The 17,404-nt window shown below is 68.6% G+C and carries 12 protein-coding genes; 6 read left to right on the forward strand and 6 right to left on the reverse strand.

All coding sequences use genetic code 11. The annotated features are described in order from the left end of the window. Positions 1-62 precede the first annotated feature (62 nt). Together cobA and nirB are read right to left on the reverse strand one after the other, a co-directional pair. On the reverse strand, positions 63-878 hold the full coding sequence (gene cobA, locus SD455_RS05780; RefSeq protein WP_445507508.1) for a uroporphyrinogen-III C-methyltransferase: 816 nt from the start codon (positions 876-878) through the stop codon (positions 63-65). After that, entirely contained in the window at positions 875-3,628 is a 2,754-nt protein-coding gene (gene nirB, locus SD455_RS05785) for a nitrite reductase large subunit NirB (RefSeq protein ID WP_445507509.1), read from the reverse strand. The genes cobA and nirB overlap by 4 nt, the downstream gene beginning before the upstream one ends. Before the next feature lie 224 nt (positions 3,629-3,852). On the opposite strand from nirB, the gene nirD reads away from it, so the two are divergent. Further along, entirely contained in the window at positions 3,853-4,242 is a 390-nt protein-coding gene (gene nirD, locus SD455_RS05790; RefSeq protein WP_445507510.1) for a nitrite reductase small subunit NirD, read from the forward strand. Between the two features lie 171 nt (positions 4,243-4,413). Here nirD and SD455_RS05795 read toward each other — a convergent pair whose 3' ends face one another. The 3 genes from SD455_RS05795 to SD455_RS05805 are packed head-to-tail and all read right to left on the reverse strand — an operon-like array spanning position 4,414 to position 9,838. Continuing rightward, a complete protein-coding gene (locus SD455_RS05795; RefSeq protein WP_445507511.1) occupies positions 4,414-6,093 on the reverse strand; it encodes an FAD-dependent oxidoreductase in 1,680 nt (559 codons plus the stop codon). Further along, on the reverse strand, positions 6,090-8,348 hold the full coding sequence (locus tag SD455_RS05800) for a molybdopterin oxidoreductase family protein (RefSeq protein ID WP_445507512.1): 2,259 nt from the start codon (positions 8,346-8,348) through the stop codon (positions 6,090-6,092). Before SD455_RS05800 ends, SD455_RS05795 begins: the two co-directional genes overlap by 4 nt. Before the next feature lie 56 nt (positions 8,349-8,404). Continuing rightward, positions 8,405-9,838 carry an MFS transporter gene (locus SD455_RS05805; protein ID WP_445507513.1) on the reverse strand — a complete coding sequence of 478 codons (1,434 nt, stop codon included), beginning with the start codon at positions 9,836-9,838 and terminating at the stop codon, positions 8,405-8,407. A gap of 288 nt (positions 9,839-10,126) precedes the next feature. On the opposite strand from SD455_RS05805, the gene nagB reads away from it, so the two are divergent. Further along, positions 10,127-10,921, forward strand: a complete 795-nt coding sequence (gene nagB / locus SD455_RS05810; RefSeq protein ID WP_445507514.1) for a glucosamine-6-phosphate deaminase — start codon at positions 10,127-10,129, stop codon at positions 10,919-10,921. 151 nt (positions 10,922-11,072) lie between these two features. Here the strand turns inward: nagB and SD455_RS05815 are convergent, their stop codons facing one another. Next, positions 11,073-11,861 carry a FadR/GntR family transcriptional regulator gene (locus SD455_RS05815; protein WP_445507515.1) on the reverse strand — a complete coding sequence of 263 codons (789 nt, stop codon included), beginning with the start codon at positions 11,859-11,861 and terminating at the stop codon, positions 11,073-11,075. Between the two features lie 109 nt (positions 11,862-11,970). Here SD455_RS05815 and SD455_RS05820 point away from each other — a divergent pair, with 109 nt between their 5' ends. The 4 genes from SD455_RS05820 (at position 11,971) to SD455_RS05835 (ending at position 17,398) form a co-directional block, all read left to right on the forward strand. After that, positions 11,971-13,491, forward strand: a complete 1,521-nt coding sequence (locus SD455_RS05820; protein ID WP_445507516.1) for an ABC transporter substrate-binding protein — start codon at positions 11,971-11,973, stop codon at positions 13,489-13,491. Positions 13,492-13,581: 90 nt separating this feature from the next. Next, positions 13,582-14,538, forward strand: coding sequence for an ABC transporter permease (locus tag SD455_RS05825; RefSeq protein ID WP_445507517.1), 957 nt, complete (start codon positions 13,582-13,584; stop codon positions 14,536-14,538). Positions 14,539-14,540: 2 nt separating this feature from the next. Further along, positions 14,541-16,589 carry a dipeptide/oligopeptide/nickel ABC transporter permease/ATP-binding protein gene (locus tag SD455_RS05830; RefSeq protein WP_445507518.1) on the forward strand — a complete coding sequence of 683 codons (2,049 nt, stop codon included), beginning with the start codon at positions 14,541-14,543 and terminating at the stop codon, positions 16,587-16,589. Next, complete coding sequence (locus tag SD455_RS05835) at positions 16,586-17,398, forward strand: ABC transporter ATP-binding protein (RefSeq protein ID WP_445507519.1); 813 nt, start codon at positions 16,586-16,588, stop codon at positions 17,396-17,398. Before SD455_RS05830 ends, SD455_RS05835 begins: the two co-directional genes overlap by 4 nt. Positions 17,399-17,404 lie beyond the last annotated feature (6 nt).

Raw genomic sequence — 17,404 nt, forward strand, 5'->3', positions numbered from 1 at the left:
GGAGCGTGCGGGGTCCGAAGAGGCGGCGCCGGCGGAGGGCCGGGTGGTGTTCAGCGACGGGCTCACAGCACGGCCCCCGCCAACGCACGGATCCGCTGGACGCCCGCGCTCGCCGTCGGCCCACTGACAGACACCGGGTGGGCGGCCTCTCCCGTCAGGGGTTCGACGGCGGCCAGTCGCACCACCTCGCCGATCACCAGCACCGCGGGGTGGCTGATCCGCGCGTGCGCGGCCACGCCGAGGATCTCGCCGAGCGGCGCGATCGACACGCGCTGGTCGGCGCTGAAGCCGTGCTCCACGATGCCCACCGGGACGTCGTCGCCCAATCCGTGGCGGCGCAGCCCGGAGACCGTGTGGCCCAGCGTGCCGACACCCATGAGGATGACGGTGGTGCCACCGAGCCCGACGAGACCGGCCAGCTCCTCTTCGCTGAGCGGATCATGCCCGGAGATCACCGTGAACGCCTTCGAGACGCCGCGGGCGGTGACCGGGATGCCGGCTGCGGCCGGGACCGCGATGGCCGAGGAGATCCCCGGCACCACGGTGACCGGCACATCGGCCTCTCGGCAGGCGGCGACCTCCTCGCAGCCGCGGCCGAAGACGAACGGGTCTCCGCCCTTGAGCCGCACCACGGCCTGGCCTGCCTGTGCTGAGTCGATCATCATCTGCTGGATCGTCTCCTGCGGGACCCGGTGATGTCCAGGCCGCTTCCCGACGTCGACCAGCTCAGCCCCCGGCGCCCAGCCGGGCAGGTCATCGGTGGGGGCGAGACGGTCGTAGAAGACGACGTCGGCGGAAGCCAGGGCGTCCCGAGCGCGGACGGTCATCAGATCCGCCGCACCCGGCCCCCCGCCGACCAGTGTCACGTGCCCGATCATGACCGCACCCCCACCGGCTGACCGGCGGGCTGACCGACGGGCTCGCCGCCGTCGTCGCGGCGGGAGTCAGTGCCAGAATCCTCACGCACCGGGATGCGGGGACCGGAGAGCAGCACGGGCCCTTGGCCGGAGGCGGCGGCCTCGACCTCCTCCGCAGTGGCCGGGCGCCGCTGGTCCCGCTCCACCACGTAGGCCAGCCCGGTGTCCGGGGCGTCGGGCGCGTTGACGAAGCTCCGGAAGCGCCGCAGCTTCTCGGGGTCGCGCAGCGTGGCGGCCCATTCGTCCTCGTAGCGGTCCACGTGGGTGGCCATGGCGGACTCCAGGTCCTCGGCGATGCCCAGGGCGTCCTTCACGACGACGTCGTGGACGTGGTCCACCCCGCCGGGCAGCTCCTCCATCCAGCGGGCGGTGCGCTGGAGCCTGTCGGCGGTGCGCACGTAGTAGATGATGTACCGGTCGATGTAGCGCAGCAGGGTCTCGTCGTCGAGATCTTTGGCCAGCAGCTCGGCGTGGGCGGGAGTGGCGCCGCCGTTGCCGCCCACATAGAGGTTCCAACCCTCCGAGGTGGCGATGACGCCCACGTCCTTGCCGCGGGCCTCCGCACACTCGCGGGCGCAGCCGGAGACGCCGAACTTCAGCTTGTGGGGGGAGCGCAGTCCCCGGTACCGCATCTCCAGCTCGATGGCCATCGCCACCGAGTCCTGGACGCCGTAGCGGCACCAGGTGGAGCCCACGCAGGACTTCACATTGCGCAGGGCCTTCCCGTAGGCCTGCCCGGATTCGAAGCCGGCCTCCACGAGGCGCTTCCAGATCATCGGCAGCTGCTCGAGCCGGGCGCCGAACATGTCGATCCGCTGGGCGCCGGTGATCTTGGTGTAGAGGTCGAACTCCTGGGCGACTTCGGCGATCACGGCGAGCTTCTCGGGGGTGATCTCGCCGGCCGGCACCCGCGGCACCACCGAGTAGGTGCCGTCCTTCTGCATGTTCGCCAGGGCGCGGTCGTTGGTGTCCTGGAGTGTGCCGCGGCCGTCGTCGAGGATGTATTCGTCATGCTGGGCGGCCAGCACCGAGGCGATGACCGGCTTGCAGATGTCGCAGCCGAAGTTGACGCTCGCATCGGCCGGCGTGCCGAAGCGCTCGATGATCTCGGTGAAGGAGGTCAGTCCCGTGGCCTGCACCGCCTCGAAGAGTCCGGCGCGGGAGAGGTCGAAGTGCTCGCACAGGGCGGTGGAGACCTCCATCCCCTGGGCGACCATCTCCTTCTCCATGATCTTCTTGGCCATCGGCAGGCAGGAGCCGCACTGGGTGCCCACCTTCGTGCAGGACTTCAGCGCCCCGATGTCCGCACACGGCGGGGTGGCTCCGTCGCCGACCACGGCCTTCCGGATGGTGCCCGCACAGATGTCCTTGCAGGAGCACACCTGGGCGTCGTCGGGCAGGTCCAGATCGGCGACCTCCCCGCCCGCCGCCGAGAGGAAGGCGCCCGGTTCGGCAGGCAGCTCGCGGCCCAGCAGCGGCCGCAGCGACGAATAGGGGGAGGCGTCGCCGACGAAGATGCCGCCCAGCAGCGTCTTGGCGTCCTCGGAGACCACCAACTTCTGGTAGACGCCGCCGGCCGGGTCCGCGTAGACGACCTCCAGCGCGCCGTCGGTCTCGGCGAAGCCGTCGCCGAAGGAGGCCACGTCCATGCCGGCGAGCTTGAGCTTCGCCGCGGTGTCGAAGCCGTCGAACTCGGCCGCCCCGCCGGCCAGCCGGTCCGCGACGACCTCGGCCATGGCGTTGGCCGGAGCCACCAGGCCCATACAGATGTCCTCGAAGCAGGCCACCTCGCCGATGGCCCACACATGCGGCGCCGAGGTGGCGCAGGTGGCGTCGATGACCGCGCCGCCGCGGGATCCGATCTCCAGCCCGGCCTCACGGGCGAGCTCGTCGCGGGCAGTGATGCCGATCGCCGCGACGATCAGATCCGCCTCCACGGGCTCCATGGTGGGGAAGGTCAACGTGTGGTGCGGACGCGGGGAGGCGTCCTCGCCGCCGGCGGGAGCGGCGCCGCCGTCGCGGATCTCCAGACCCGCCGGGCGCTCGCCGCAGTGCAGGTCATAGCCCTCCTTCTCCAGGAGGCGGTTCAGGGTGCGGCCGCCGAACTCGTCGAGCTGGGCGTTCATCAGCCACGGCTTGGAGTGCACCACGGTGACCTGCGCGCCCAGGCCCTTCAGCCCGCCGGCGGCCTCGAGGCCGAGCAGGCCGCCGCCGATGACGGCGCACTGCGGGGTGCGGCCGAGCGCGACGGCGAGGTCGGCCACCCGCTGACGCAGCCAGTCGACGTCGTCGAGCGTGCGGTAGACGGCGATCTCCTCGGCGCCCTCCAGCGAAGGCCGCGGGGCGGAGGAGCCGGTGGCCAGGACGAGCTCGTCGTAGCCGTGGGTCTCGCCGTCGGAGGTGGAGATGCGCTGTGCGGTGACGTCGATCGCCGTGACGGGCCGGCCGGTGTGCAGGACCACGGCCGGGTGCTCCCAGAGGGACGGCTCGCCGAGGAGCAGATCGTCGTCGATCTCGAAGCGCTTGGAGAGGGCGACGCGGTCGTAGGGCGGCAGCGTCTCCTCGGTGAAGACGCTGATCCGCGTGCCGGGCAGCTCACGGGAGACGAGGGCCTCGGTCAGCCGGTGGGCCGCCGGGCCGCCGCCGACGACGACGATGTGCCGCGTCTCGGCGTCGCTCGGAGTCGGGGTCGCTGTGCTGGGTGCAGACATGATCCTCACCTTGCCGGTCGAGAAGAGCGTCAGAGGCACCGTCACGGTGCCCTGTGCTCGGGGTTGGATCCAGCGTAGGGAGGGGCGATTTCCCTGCCGTATCGCCTTTGTAAAGCCAATATGACGAGGCGTTCAGCGTGGTGACTCGGGGTGCTGAAGGACGTTTCACGGCGGGGAAACACGCGCGCACGATGGGGGAAACCCCGCGCGCCTAGCGTGGACGCATGACCACAGCACTGCATCTCACCGAAGATCACGACCTGACGCTCACCGACGCTCCGGCGTCGTCCGGAGGGCGCCACGCGGTCTGCCGGCTGGAGGACCTCGAGCCCTTCTGGGGTGAGGCCGCCCTGGTCGCGGGTGTGCAGATCGCCCTGATCCGTGTCCCCGGAGACCGTGTGTTCGCGGTCTCCCAGTGGGACCCCTTCGCGAAGGCCCATGTGATGGCCCGGGGGATCGTGGGGACCAAGGGCGGTCGACCGACGCTGGCCTCCCCGATCCATAAGCAGGTCTATGACCTGCAGTCCGGGCAGTGCCTCAGCGAGGACGGGCTCGGGCTGCGGGCCTACGGGGTCGATGTGGACGCCGAGGGCATGGTCCATGTGATCCTGTGACAGAGGCGGGCCGGGGCGCTCCTGCCCGCCTTCCTGGTCTGGTCTTCATGTCGAGGAGTCACGTCCCGTGCATCTCACCCCGCCTGACGCGTGTCAGGCGGGGTGAGGGGTGCCGGAAAGTGACTCCTCGACGCTCGTGTGCCCGCTCAGGGGACCCCGGATGGAGGGGCCTCAGACCACGGCGGGCTCGGCTGCGGCCTCCAACATCTTCTCGATGCTCCGGTGGCAGGTGCCGCAGCCGGTGCCGGCCCGGCAGGCTGCCCCGACCTCCTCCACGGTGTCGCAGCACGACGCCGCCTCCTCCACCTGACCGGCGGTCGCCCCGGAGCAGCGGCACAGCACGTCATCGGGCCCGAGCTCGGCCTCCTTGCTGGCGTGCTCGGCGGCGAGCAGGGCGGTGCGGTCGGCCACCGGAAGGGTGCCGCGGGTGCAATGCAGCGCCAGCTCGGCCGCGGAGCGCGGCATCCCCACTGAGACGAACCCCAGCAGGCGATCACCCTCGGTGACGATGCGCAGATACTGTCCGGCCCGGGGATCGGACCAGGTGGACACGGTCGGCGACTCGGGGTCCCAGGGATCCACGGCGGTCTCCCCGGCACAGGCCACGGACAACGTCTTCGACTTCACCAGGATCACGTCCACCGTCTGGGGGGCGTCATCGCTCGTCACCGATGCGCGAAGATCCACGGGACGGCCGGCGGCGTCACGCTCCGGGGGCACCGCCAGACCCAGGTCGGCGCGGATGGCGCTGGCAGCCGCCTCAGCCTGCTCCCAACCGGGGCCGATGAGCCCGCTGGGGTCACGCCCCTCGACGGCGGCGCAGTCGCCCACCGCGAAGACGTGCGGATCCCCGGTGCTGCGGCAGTGTCGATCCACCACCACGCCCCAGGCGGTGGGCAGCCCGGCATCAGAGGCCAGCTCGTCCCGGGGACGCACTCCGGTGCAGGTGATCAGCAGCGAGGTGTCGATCTTCTCGCCCAGCGAGGTCCGCACCGCGGTGAGTCTGCCGTCGTCGGCGACCACCGTGTTCACATCGCAGGCGGAGCGCACGTCCACGCCGGCGTCCACCAGCTGACGGCGCAGCAGCATCCCGGAGTCGGTGTCGATCTGTCGGCCCATCGGCACGGTGCCGCGGTGCAGCAGCGTCACCTCACCGCCCACCTCTGCGATCGCCAGGGCGGCCTCCACTCCGAGCACGCCGCCGCCGAGCACCACGGCCCGTTCGCGGCGGGCGACGATCTCGCGGATGCGTCGGGCGTCGTCGAGGTCTCGCAGCGCCATCACTCCGTCCGGGTACCGGCGGGGCTCCTGCGACTCCGCCCCCGGTGCCCGGGAACGGGACCCGGCGGAGCGTCCGTTGGCCTTCATCGTCAGCTCGGCGTCGATGTGGCCGTCGCGGCGCATCTCCAGGGTCATCCGCGGGACGGTGGGCTCCGCGCCCGTGGCGAGGACCAGCTCGTCATAGTGGAGGATGCCCCCGTCGTCGAGGGTCACGACCCGCGAGGCCGCATGCACGGCGGTGGCGGTGACCCCGCAGCGGACGTCGACTCCCGCCTCGGCCAGCTCGACCTCGTCGGCCAGGGCCAGGTCCTCCGGCTCGCTGCGGCCGACGCTGACGTCGCCGATCCTGATCCGCTGATAGGCCGGGACGCACTCGGAGCCCACCACGGTCACGCGCAGGTGACCGGCGACGACGTCGCCCCGCAGCTGCTCGAGCAGGCGGGCGGCCACCGGACCGAAGCCCAGCACCACCACGTGGGGTGCCTGCTCGGCGGCGGAGCTGCCGGTGGGAGAGTCACCGGCGGGGGAGGCGTCGGCAGCGGAGCGGGGGGAGGTCGACGGGGACGTCACAGGCGGGTCTCCTTCGAAGGTGCGGTCTCGGCAGGCTCAGTGCCTCCGGTCGCCCCGGCTGTCGCCGTGCGAGGCGCCTGGGCCGGACGCAGCGTCACCGGGGTGTTCTTGAACTCGGGCATCCGGCTCTGCGGGTCTGTCAGCGACTGGGTCAGCAGGTTCGCCGTGCCGGCGCCGGGGTAGTGGAAGGGGGCGAAGATCGTGTCGGTGCGGATCCCGGCGTCGCAGACCACCGTCGCGGTCATCTCCCCCTGGGCGTTGGCGATGACGGCCTGGTCGCCGTCGTCGAGCCCGTGCTCCCGGGCGGTGGCCGGATGCACGGAGACCGTCGCCTCCGGATGGGTGTCCAACAGGGCGGGGACGCGCCGCGTCTGGGTGCCGGACTGATAGTGCTCCATGTGTCGGCCGGTGGTCAGCGTGAGCTCTCCGGAGGCCGGTGCCGGGACCCTCCCGGGGGTGATGGCGGCCAGCCGCGCCTTCCCGTCGGGGTGGGCGAAACGCTCCAGGAACATCCGGGTGGTGCCGATGATCGGCTCCCCGGTCAGGGAGGCCTCTCCGCTCAGGGCCGCCGACGGGACCGGCCAGTACGGGGCATGGCCGGCGTCGATGAGATCCCAGTCGAGGCCGGAGTAGTCGGCGGCGGCGCCCTCGGTGGCCTGGCGGATCTCGGCGAAGACCTCCGCCGGGTCCACGGGGAAACCGTCGGGGAGCCCCAGTCGCCGGGCGAGGTCGTGCCAGATCCACAGCTCCGAGCGCGGCCCGGAGTCCGGTTCCGCGGACGACGGCGGCTCCACCAGCTTCCGACGGCGCAGCACCCGGCCTTCCAGGCTGGTCATGGTCCCGTCCTCCTCGGCCCACTGCAGCACCGGGAGCACGACGTCGGCCTCCTCGGCGGTCTCGGAGAGGAAGAAGTCGGCCACCACCAACAGGTCCAGGGCGCGCAGGTTCTCCACCACGCGGCCGGCGTCGGGGGCGGAGATCGCCACATTGGAGCCGTGGACCAGCAGCGCCTTCACGCCGTCGTCGTGGCCCATCGTGTGCAGCAGCTGGGCGGCGGGCCGGCCGGGGCCGGGGATGGACCCCTCGTCCACACCCCAGATGCGGGCCATGTGGGCGCGGTCGGTCGGATCGGTGATGGAGCGGATGCCGGGCAGCTGGTCGGTCTTCTGGCCCATCTCCCGACCGCCCTGCCCGTTGCCCTGCCCGGTGAGCGTGCCGTAGCCGCCGGCGCGGCTGCCGGGCAGCCCCAGCAGCAGGGCCAGGCTGATCGCCGCCCGGGCTGTGTCGGTGCCGTCCTTGTGCTGCTCCACCCCGCGCCCGGTGAGGATGTAGACGGGGTCGCCCCCGGCGCGCGCGGCCCGGGCGGCGTGGCCGAGCCGGCGAGCCACCAGACGGATCTGATCGGCTCCGACGCCGGTGGCCGCCTGGGCGCGCTCGGGCCACCAGTGGGCCACGGAGCGTCGGAACGCGTCCAACCCGGTGACCCGCCGGCTCAGGTAGTCCTCGGCGGCCAGGCCTTCCTCCAGGACCACCTGGGCCACGGAGAGCAGCAGGATCAGGTCCCCGCCCGGTGCCGGGGCGATGTGCAGGCCGCCGCCGTCGGCGGTGAGCTCGGCGGTGGCGCTGCGCCGCGGGTCCACCACGATCAGCCCTCCGGAGGTCTGAGCTCCCTCCAGGTGCTGCACGAACGGCGGCATCGTGTCGGCCACATTGGAACCCAGCAGCAGCACGGTGCAGGCGGCATCGAGGTCCGTCAGCGGGAACGGTAGGCCGCGGTCCAGCCCGAAGGCCAGCGTGGAGGCCTTCGAGGCCGAGGACATGCAGAACCGGCCGTTGTAGTCGATCTGCGCGGTGCCCAGGGCCACCCGGGCGAACTTCCCCAGCGCGTAGGTCTTCTCATTGGTGAGGCCTCCGGAGCCGAAGACGCCGACGCCGTCGCGCCCGTGCTCGGCCTGGATACGGCGGATCTCGGCGGCCACATGCGTCAGGGCGGCCTCCCAGGTGGTCGGGTGCAGCTCGCCGTCGTCGCCGCGCAGCAGGGGTGCGGTGAGTCGGTCCTGACGCCGGGTCAGCAGCTCGGCGGCGGTGTTGCCCTTGCGGCACAGCCTTCCCCGGTTGGTGGGGAAGGTGGCGCCGTCGACCCTGAAGCTGTCCGGTGCTCCCGGCTGCTCGTCCACCGTGAGGTCCATGGCGCACTGCAGGGCGCAGTACGGACAGTGGGTCTGCACTGTGCGGGTGTGCGCCGTGGGGGTCATCGCGGGATGCTCCTGGTGGGGTAGGGGTCAGCCGGGGGCTCGTCAGTCGCGGCTCGTCAGACGTTGGCCCTGGCGAAGATTGTCCCCGGTCGCATGTAAACGGCCCATGTCAGTCCTGCAAAGCCGATGTAAGCCGCCGCGAAGCACCAGAAGGCGACGTCGAATCCGCCGGTCGCGTTGTGGGAGAAGTTCAGGATCTGGGGGATGGCGAAGCCGCCGTAGCCGCCGACGGCGCCGATCAGGCCCAGCGCCGCCGAGGCCTTGCGCTCGTGGCCGACCCGGTCGTCCGGGCTCACGGAGAGCTTGAACACCAGCGGGATCATCCGGTAGCTGGAGCCGTTGGCGATGCCGGTGAGGGTGAACAGCGTCAGGAACAGCAGCAGGTAGAGCCAGAAGCTGGCCATCGGCAGGGTGAGGACCACCAGAGCCGTGACGCCGGCCATGAGGATGAAGCACAGGGAGGTGATCCGGGCGCCGCCGACGCGATCGGCCAGCTTGCCGCCGTAGGGGCGGGCCAGGGAGCCGACCAGAGGACCCATGAACGCCAGGGACAGCGCGGCGCCGAGGACCTGGAAGCTGGAGAACTCCGGGAAGGTCATGTTGATCAATGTGGGGAAGACCGAGCCGAAGCCCATGAAGGAGCCGAAGGTCCCGATGTAGAGGATCGCGATGACCCACAGGTGCTTCTCCTTCAGCGTGGACAGTGACCCCTTGAGGTCGTTCTTCGCGTGGGAGAGGTTGTGCATGTACTTCCAGGCGCCCCAGGAGGCCAGGAGGATGAACGGGATCCAGAAGATCCCTGCCATGGGCAGGTTCGGCTGGAAGGTTCCGAAGGCGAAGGCGGTCACCACGATCGGCACGGTGAACTGGGCGACGGCGACGCCGAGGTTTCCGCCGGCGGCGTTGATGCCCAGCGCGGCGCCCTTCTCCTTGGCCGGGTAGAAGAAGGTGATGTTGGCCATCGAGCTGGCGAAGTTCCCGCCGCCGAAACCGGCGGCCGCGGCGATCGCGAACAGCACCCAGGTGGGGGTGTCGGGGTTGCCGAGGCTGAAGGCCATCGCGAGGGTGGGAATCAGCAGCAGCAGGGCCGAGACGATGGTCCAGTTGCGTCCGCCGAACATGGCGACGGTGAAGCTGTAGGGGATGCGCAGGGTCGCCCCGACCAGCGGCGGCAGGGAGACGAGCCAGAACTGCTGGGAGGTGGTGAGGTCGAAGCCCACCTGGGGGAGGAAGACCACGGTGACGGACCACAGCTGCCAGACGGCGAAGCCCAGGAACTCGCAGAACACCGACCAGATGAGGTTGATCCGGGCGGTCACCCGGCCTGGGCCCTCCCAGAAGCGGGAATTCTCGGGCTGCCAGTTGGTGATCCAGCGGCCGCGCTCCACGACCAGGCGGTCGTCGGGGGCCGCGGCGACCGCGTCCGGCGGTCCGGAGCGGTGCTGCTCGGTGTCAGTGAGGGGTCCGGTGCTGTAGGGCTGCGGGGTCATGGTGTCCTGCTCTCCTCCGCTCGATGGCGGGCACGTGGTGGAACCTGGTCTGGCGTGTGAGGCGGGGCCTCACGGTGGGCTCTACGATTCCAACCCGGTGTTTCGCCGTGGGCATCGCAGAGTTTCAGGAAGGAAAAACCAGCCTCATCCGATGAGGTGGGACATGTGAAGACGAACCATCGCTGACGGTGCACTCCATCCTGATAGTCTTTTCATCAGATGTCTGACATATAAGCTTGCAGTGATGAAGCCTCAGCACGAGCTGTGGAGCACGGAAGGGAGCGGGCGATGGAGATGGTGATTCTCGAGGATGAACAGGCTGTGGCCCGCCGTGCCGCGGACATCCTTGAGTCATATGTCCGCCCGGGGGCCACTCTGGGGCTCGCCACCGGTTCCACGCCGTTGGGGATGTACAGGGACCTGATTCGCCGTCATCGCTCGTCGAGCCTGAGCTTCGCAGGCTGCCGGGCCTTCCTCCTGGATGAATACGTCGGTCTTCCTTCGGGCCACGAGCAGAGTTATCGGGAGACCATCCGGCGCGAGTTCACCCGTGAGATCGACATCGCGGATGACCAGGTGCTGGGGCCCGACGGCTCCGCCCAGGATCTGTGGGCTGCGGCACAGGAGTATGAGCGCGCGATCACGGACGCCGGCGGGGTGGACATCCAGGTGCTGGGCGTAGGCACCGACGGTCACATCGGTTTCAACGAGCCGGGCAGCTCGCTGGTGTCTCGCACCCGCCTCAAGACCCTCCACTCGCAGACGGTGGAAGACAATGCCCGCTTCTTCGGTTCAGCCTCCGAGGTACCTCGGCATGTCCTGACCCAAGGGCTGGGGACCATCGTCGACGCCGGGCACCTACTCCTGCTGGCCATCGGCCCCGGCAAGGCGCAGGCCGTGGCTGCGCTTGCTGAGGGCCCTCTCTCGGCGAACTGCCCGGCCTCGGTGCTGCAGTGGCATCCTCGTGCCACTGTCGTCTGCGATGAGGCTGCGGCCGCCGACCTCCGTCACGGCGAGTACTACCGGGCCGTGCTACAGGCGGCATCAGCTCGGCAGCTGCGCAGGGTCGCCCCAGAGGGGTGAGCGCTGCTGAGTGGGGTCTCGGGGATGGAGGCCGTTCCTCAGGGGATGACTCCACGGGCATGTCGAAGCGTCACGGGCGGGGCTGCCGTGAGGCTCGCGATCTGCTTGCCGTGGTCTTCGGTCCGGCTGAGCCCACGGTGGGTCGGATGACTCAGTCCGTCAGCAGATCCTCCAGGTGGGCGTAGTGGTCCCACACGGCCTGCTGATAGGCCGTGGCGTCCCCGGCCTCTGCGGCATCAAGCATATGCTCATGGGCCTCCGCCGTCTTGATCTGACCTTCACTGGGAGAGGGACCGAGGTCTGGGACGACGGCCATGTGCACCAGCCACATGGAGGCCGTGAGCTGCTGGGCCAGGGTTCCGTCGATCCGCTCGAGCAGACCGTTGTGGAAGGCGATGTCCTCGTCCATGAACTTCTCGCCGCGGACGGCCTTGGCCTTCATCTCGTCCACGCACTCCCGGAGGTCCGGGTTCGTGGTCCCCGAGAGTGTGCTGACGGTGTCATGGGTCAGGCCCAGGTCCAGATAACGGCGCACCTTGACCACTTCGCGCAGTGAGGCGGTGTTCGACCGCTGCCCCAGTGCCGAGCGAAGGACCAGGGTTTCGACCATCGGGGTCAGTGACATCTCCCCGACGAAAGTGCCCCGCCCCTGCTTGATCACGACGATGTCCAGGGCTTGGAGCTTGCGCAGCGCTTCCCGTACTGAGGAACGCGAGACCTGCAGGTCCGCGCAGAGCTTCGCCTCGGTGGGGAGCGGGTCCCCTGGGCCGAGTCCACGACGCAGGATGTATGCCTTGATGGCGTCCGTGGTCGCCGCCGAGCGGCTGACAATCTCGATGCCGCTGAGCGGCTGGCCCTCCTCTCCTCCTGAGCCCAGCAGATTCTGCAGCAGGTCCTGAGGTGTGTCCTTGCTCACTTGCGTCGGTGTGTCTGAAGTCATATATTGATCCTACTCGCATTTAGGTCAGATGTCAGACATCTGAGATCTGCTCATCGAAGGGACATGTTACATGCGCATCACAGCCAGGGGGGTCCCCACCCTCGCAGGGATGACCATCACCGCATTGGCGCTGGCCGCCTGCGGCGCAGACGCACCGGGGGTCGAGGGTGGCGATGGGGGCACCACCACGCTCACTGCCGCCGTGGCCTATGAGACTGACAACTATCATCCCTCCTCCACTGCTTCGGCGCTGGCCATGGGTTCGAACTGGCACGTCATGGAAGGGCTCTTCGAGCTCGACATGACCACCGGTGAGCCGTATGCGGCGCTCGCGGCCGACGAGGAGCTCACAGAGATCTCCGACACCGAGTACGAGGTCACGCTGAGGGATGGGGCTCGGTTCTCCGACGGCGAAGAGGTCACAGCGGCCGACATCGTCGCCTCGTTCGAGAAGTCCGCCGACCCGGACAACATCTACGGGCCCATGCTGAGCTTTATCGACGAGGTGACAGAAGTGGACGAGACCACGGTGTCGATCACTCTTGAGCACCCCTTCAGTCTGATCAAGGAGCGCCTCGCCCTGGTGAAGATCGTCTCGGCTGACGCTTCCGACGAGGAGCTCACGAGCCAGCCGGTGGGCACTGGACCCTGGGCCTACGAGTCCATCTCGCAGTCCTCGGTGGACTTCGTCCCGAACGAGCACTACAACGGTCCTCGACCTGTCCAGGCCGAGGCCATGGAGTGGGAGGTCATCCTTGACGACACCGCGCGCACCACGGCGCTGCAGGAGGGGACCGTCCAGGTCGCGGAAGCAGTGCCCGCCGACATGCGGGACGTCGTCACCGGGGCGGGAGCCGAGGTCGAATCCGTCCAGGGCTTCAACCTGCCATTCCTGATGTTCAACACCACCAAGGAGCCCTTCGACGACCCGCGGGTCCGGCAGGCGGTCCACTACGCCGTGAACGTGGACCAGCTCATCGACAATGCTATGTCCGGCACAGCGCAGGCCGCGACCTCCTTCCTGCCTGAGGACCACCCTCACTACAACGAGGCGGCCAACGTCTACGACCACGATCCGGAGAGGGCCCAGGAGCTCCTGGACGAGGCCGGCGTGGATGACCTCTCGCTCACCTTGGTCACCACCGACCACGGGTGGATCACCGCACTGGCTCCGCAGATCCAGAACGATCTCCGTGAAGTCGGGATCAACGTCAGCATCCAGGAGGAGGCCTCCGCCTCGCTCTACGCGAACTACACCGACGTGGAGGACCCCACCTACGACGTCGCCCTGGCGCCCGGTGACCCCTCGGTGTTCGGTAGTGACCCCGACCTGCTGCTGAACTGGTGGTACGGGAACAACATCTGGACCCAACAGAGGTCCTTCTGGAGCGAGAGTGAGAGCTTCGAGGAGTTCCACGGCCTGCTGGACGAAGCCGTCCGGACCGAGGGTGACGAGCAGCAGCAGCTGTGGAACGAGGCCTTCGACCTCATCTCCGAGGAGGTTCCGATCTACCCGCTCTTCCACCGCGAGATGCTCACCGGGTACCGGCCGGACGCCATCGGTGGATTCGAGCCCATCGGCACCACCGGGCTGACGCTGCTGAACTCTGAGGCGACCGACTCCGAGTGACTCGAGGGCCACGGAGGGAGCGGGCGCCCGGCGCGCCCGCTCCCTCGGCGTCCGACCTCCATCCCTGCACCTCCACCATCGGAGCGGTTCATGAACAACGTCTTCAGCCTCATCGCGCGGCGGCTTATGGTGTTGCCGGTCATGGTCCTGGGAGTCACGTTCCTCGTGTTCTTCCTCATGTCCTTCTCCACCATCGATCCCGCATACTCAGCCCTCGGCGAAGGAGCCAGCCCTGAGGCTCTGGCCGCCTACCGCGAGACCCATGGTCTCAACGACCCTTGGTTGACGCGCTTTTTCAGCTTCCTCGCCGGTCTCCTTCAGGGCGACCTCGGCAACTACGGCACTCGGCAGGTCTCGGTTGCCGACCGGGTCTTCGAGGCCTTCCCTGTGACCCTGGAGCTCACGGTCATCGGCCTGGTGCTCGCCGTGGCCATCGCTCTGCCGCTCGGCGTGGTGGCGGCGCTCTACCGCGACCAGTGGGCCGACCAGTTCATCCGGATCGCCTCCATCATCTTCATCGCCACGCCGTCGTTCTGGCTCGCCGTGCTGCTGATCCTGGCGTTCTCCGCCAACCTGGGGATGTTCCCCGCCTCCGGTGCTCTGCCGAGCTTCGCCGAGAGTCCGAGCGGGTACGTCGATCGGATGATCATGCCCGCGTTCGCCTTGGCCGTGCCGGTCGCCGGCTCCCTGATCCGCATCGTGAGGACCTCCATGGTGGAAGAGCTAGACAAGGACTACGTGCGCACCGCACTCGGCGCCGGGATCGCCAAGCCGGTGGTCATCGGACGGAACGTGCTGCGCAACGCGCTGATCACCCCGGTGACCGTCATGGGACTCCGCATCGGGTACCTCATGGGCGGTGCCGTGGTCATCGAGGTCATCTTCAACCTACCTGGCATGGGCGTGACCATCCTCCAGGGCATCCAGCAGAATCACCCCGACCTCGTGCAGGGAGTCGTGCTGACCGTGGCACTGGCGTTCATCGTGATCAACATCATCGTGGATCTGCTCTATCTGCTCATCAACCCCAGAATCCGGGCGGTGTGACCATGAGACCCTTTCTGACGAAGAAGCTTCAGAACGCCGGAAGCCTACGCGGTTTCCGACAGATGCCCGTGGGCTCGAAGATCTCTCTGATCGTGCTGGTCATCGTCGCCGGGGCGGCGATCCTCGCCCCGCTGGTGGCCCCCCATGACCCGGTCCAGATCTTCTCGGCGCGTCAGCCGCCGAGCGCCGAACATCTCTTCGGGACCGACGAGAAGGGCCGAGATGTCCTGTCGCGGATGATCCACGGCACCCGCTACTCGCTGCTGATCGGCCTGCTGGCCACAGGAATGGCGCTGGTCAGCGGGGCGATCCTGGGATCGATCGCGGCCGTCTCGCGCAAACCGATCTCCGAGACCGTGATGCGGATCATGGACATCATCATGTCCTTCCCCGGCATCGCTCTGGCGGCCGTCTACGTCTCGGTCTTCGGAAACTCCCTGCCCATCATCATCTTCGCCATCGGCTTCCTCTACGTCCCACAGCTGACCCGTGTGGTCCGTGCCAATGTGCTCTCCGCCTTCGGCGAGGACTACGTCAACGCCGCGCTGGTGGCAGGCGCCCGCGCTCCGTGGATCCTGATCAAGCACGTCATGCGCAACACCATCGCACCGGTGATGGTCTTCGCGACCATCCTGGTCGCCGACGCCATCGTCTTCGAAGCCTCGCTGACCTTCATCCAGGCTGGCATCGGAGAGCCCACCCCCACCTGGGGCAACATCCTCTCCGACGCCCGGCAAGGTGTGCTGGCCGGACGCTGGTGGCAGGCGCTGTTCCCGGGACTGGCGATCATGATCACAGTGCTGTGCCTGAACATCCTCTCTGAGGGGCTGACCGACGCCATGGTGGCGACGCCGGACAACAGAGTGTCCGCTGCAGTGGTGAGCAGCCGCAGGAGCGACGAGATCCTCGTCGACCCGGTGGCCGCTCACCGTCAGCAGGAGCAGGAGCTCAACGGCAGGCTCGAGCACCTCACCGAAGTGGAGCGCAGCCGCACCGACCGGCGGATCTCCGCGGGACGGGGAGCCCCTCTCCTGGAGGTCGAGGGGCTGAGCATCAGCTTCCCGCGGCACGGGGACGTCAACGTTGTCGACGACGTCTCCTTCTCGGTGCGGCCGAGCGAGACCATGGGCCTGGTGGGTGAGTCAGGATGTGGAAAGTCGATCACGGCTCTGGCCATCATGGGTCTGCTGGACCCCAAGGCTCGCATCACCGGTGAGGTCCGCTATCAGGGGGAGGATCTGCTTTCCTGCTCCCCGGCCCGCCGTCAGGAGCTGCTGGGCCGGGAGATCGCGATGATCTATCAGGACGCGCTCTCCGCACTGAACCCCTCCATGCTGATCCGGTCGCAGTTGGGTCAGCTGACCCGCCGGGGAGGGACTCGGAGTGCTGAGGAGCTGCTCGACCTCGTGGGCCTGGAGCCGGCTCGGGTCCTGAGCTCCTATCCGCATGAGCTCTCCGGAGGCCAACGGCAACGGGTGCTGATCGCCATGGCGCTGACCAGGGATCCGAAGTTGATCATCGCCGACGAACCGACCACGGCCCTGGATGTGACCGTCCAACGTCAGGTGATCGACCTCCTCGACGAGCTCGGTGAGAAGCTCGGATTCTCGATGGTGTTCGTCTCCCATGACCTCGCGCTGGTGGCCGAGGTCGCTCATTCGGTGACCGTCATGTATGCAGGACAGGTCGTCGAGCAGGCCCAGACCACCGACCTGCTGATCGACCCGAAGCACGAGTACACCAGAGGTCTGCTGGGAGCGGTGCTGTCGATCGAGGCTGGAGCAGGACGTCTGCACCAGGTGCCGGGAACCGTCCCCTCGCCCCAGGACTTCCCCGTCGGCGACCGGTTCGCTCCGCGATCCTCGAGGCCCGATCGGGGACTGGACGTGCGTCCGGTGCTGACGCGGGTGGGGAACTCCGACCATCTCTATGCGGTGCATCCCGAGGACGGCGACGCGGCCGACAGGCATCGGTGTGACCCCGCGGTGGCGTCGTCGATCGGCGCCCCGGGACCTGCCGGCTTCACCCGTGACCAGGAGGATGACGCATGACAAGCACGGATGCTCCGCTCATCGATCTTCGGGATGTGGAGGTGACCTTCACGTCGCGGACGGGCAGCCTGTTCCGGCGGAACCGGGTCCGCGCCGTGCGCGGCATCTCGCTGCAGTTGTACCGCGGGGAGACCGTGGGCATCGTGGGAGAGTCGGGCTGCGGAAAATCGACCACCGCGAACGTGCTGTGCGGACTTCAGAAGCCGACAGCTGGAACCGTCACGGTGCGTGGTGAGAAGGTTGCGCGTTTTTCGCCGGCGGTCCGTCGGCGCATCGGGCGAGTCGTCTCCGTGGTGTTCCAGGACCCCTCCAGCGCGTTGAACCCGCGAATGGTCGTCCGTGAGCAGCTCATTGATCCGTTGCGCATCCACGGGATCGGCACACCGGAGGAACGGCTGCGCCGTGTCCAGGAACTCATGCCCCAGGTGGGCCTCCCCGAGTCGGCCCTGGAGGCTTTGCCCTCGCAGCTCTCGGGCGGTCAGCGGCAGCGTGTGGCCATCGCCAGGGCACTGGTCCTGGACCCGGAGGTCATCATTGCTGACGAGCCCACCTCGGCACTGGACGTCTCGGTCCGGGCGCAGATCCTCAACCTGTTCATGGACCTCAAGCGGGAGCTCGGCCTCTCCATGGTCTTCATCTCCCATGACATCCAGACCATTCGGTACATCTCGGATCGGATCGCCGTCATGAACGAGGGGAAGATAGTCGAGGAGGGCCCATCAGAGGTGATCCTGGACCGCCCTGAGGACGCCTATACCCGCACCCTTCTGGCCGCTGCGCCCTCCCTTCTCCGACCCACCACCAGTTAGGACAGC

Source organism: Nesterenkonia sp. K-15-9-6 (genome assembly GCF_052656005.1).

Excerpts from the sequence above, each read along its gene's own strand:
- cobA (WP_445507508.1), bottom strand. The coding sequence starts at position 878 with ATGATCGGGCACGTGACACTGGTCGGCGGGGGGCCGGGTGCGGCGGAT.
- nirB (WP_445507509.1), bottom strand. The coding sequence starts at position 3,628 with ATGTCTGCACCCAGCACAGCGACCCCGACTCCGAGCGACGCCGAGACG.
- nirD (WP_445507510.1), top strand. The coding sequence starts at position 3,853 with ATGACCACAGCACTGCATCTCACCGAAGATCACGACCTGACGCTCACC.
- SD455_RS05800 (WP_445507512.1), bottom strand. The coding sequence starts at position 8,348 with ATGACCCCCACGGCGCACACCCGCACAGTGCAGACCCACTGTCCGTAC.
- SD455_RS05805 (WP_445507513.1), bottom strand. The coding sequence starts at position 9,838 with ATGACCCCGCAGCCCTACAGCACCGGACCCCTCACTGACACCGAGCAG.
- nagB (WP_445507514.1), top strand. The coding sequence starts at position 10,127 with ATGGAGATGGTGATTCTCGAGGATGAACAGGCTGTGGCCCGCCGTGCC.
- SD455_RS05815 (WP_445507515.1), bottom strand. The coding sequence starts at position 11,861 with ATGACTTCAGACACACCGACGCAAGTGAGCAAGGACACACCTCAGGAC.
- SD455_RS05820 (WP_445507516.1), top strand. The coding sequence starts at position 11,971 with ATGACCATCACCGCATTGGCGCTGGCCGCCTGCGGCGCAGACGCACCG.
- SD455_RS05825 (WP_445507517.1), top strand. The coding sequence starts at position 13,582 with ATGAACAACGTCTTCAGCCTCATCGCGCGGCGGCTTATGGTGTTGCCG.
- SD455_RS05830 (WP_445507518.1), top strand. The coding sequence starts at position 14,541 with ATGAGACCCTTTCTGACGAAGAAGCTTCAGAACGCCGGAAGCCTACGC.
- SD455_RS05835 (WP_445507519.1), top strand. The coding sequence starts at position 16,586 with ATGACAAGCACGGATGCTCCGCTCATCGATCTTCGGGATGTGGAGGTG.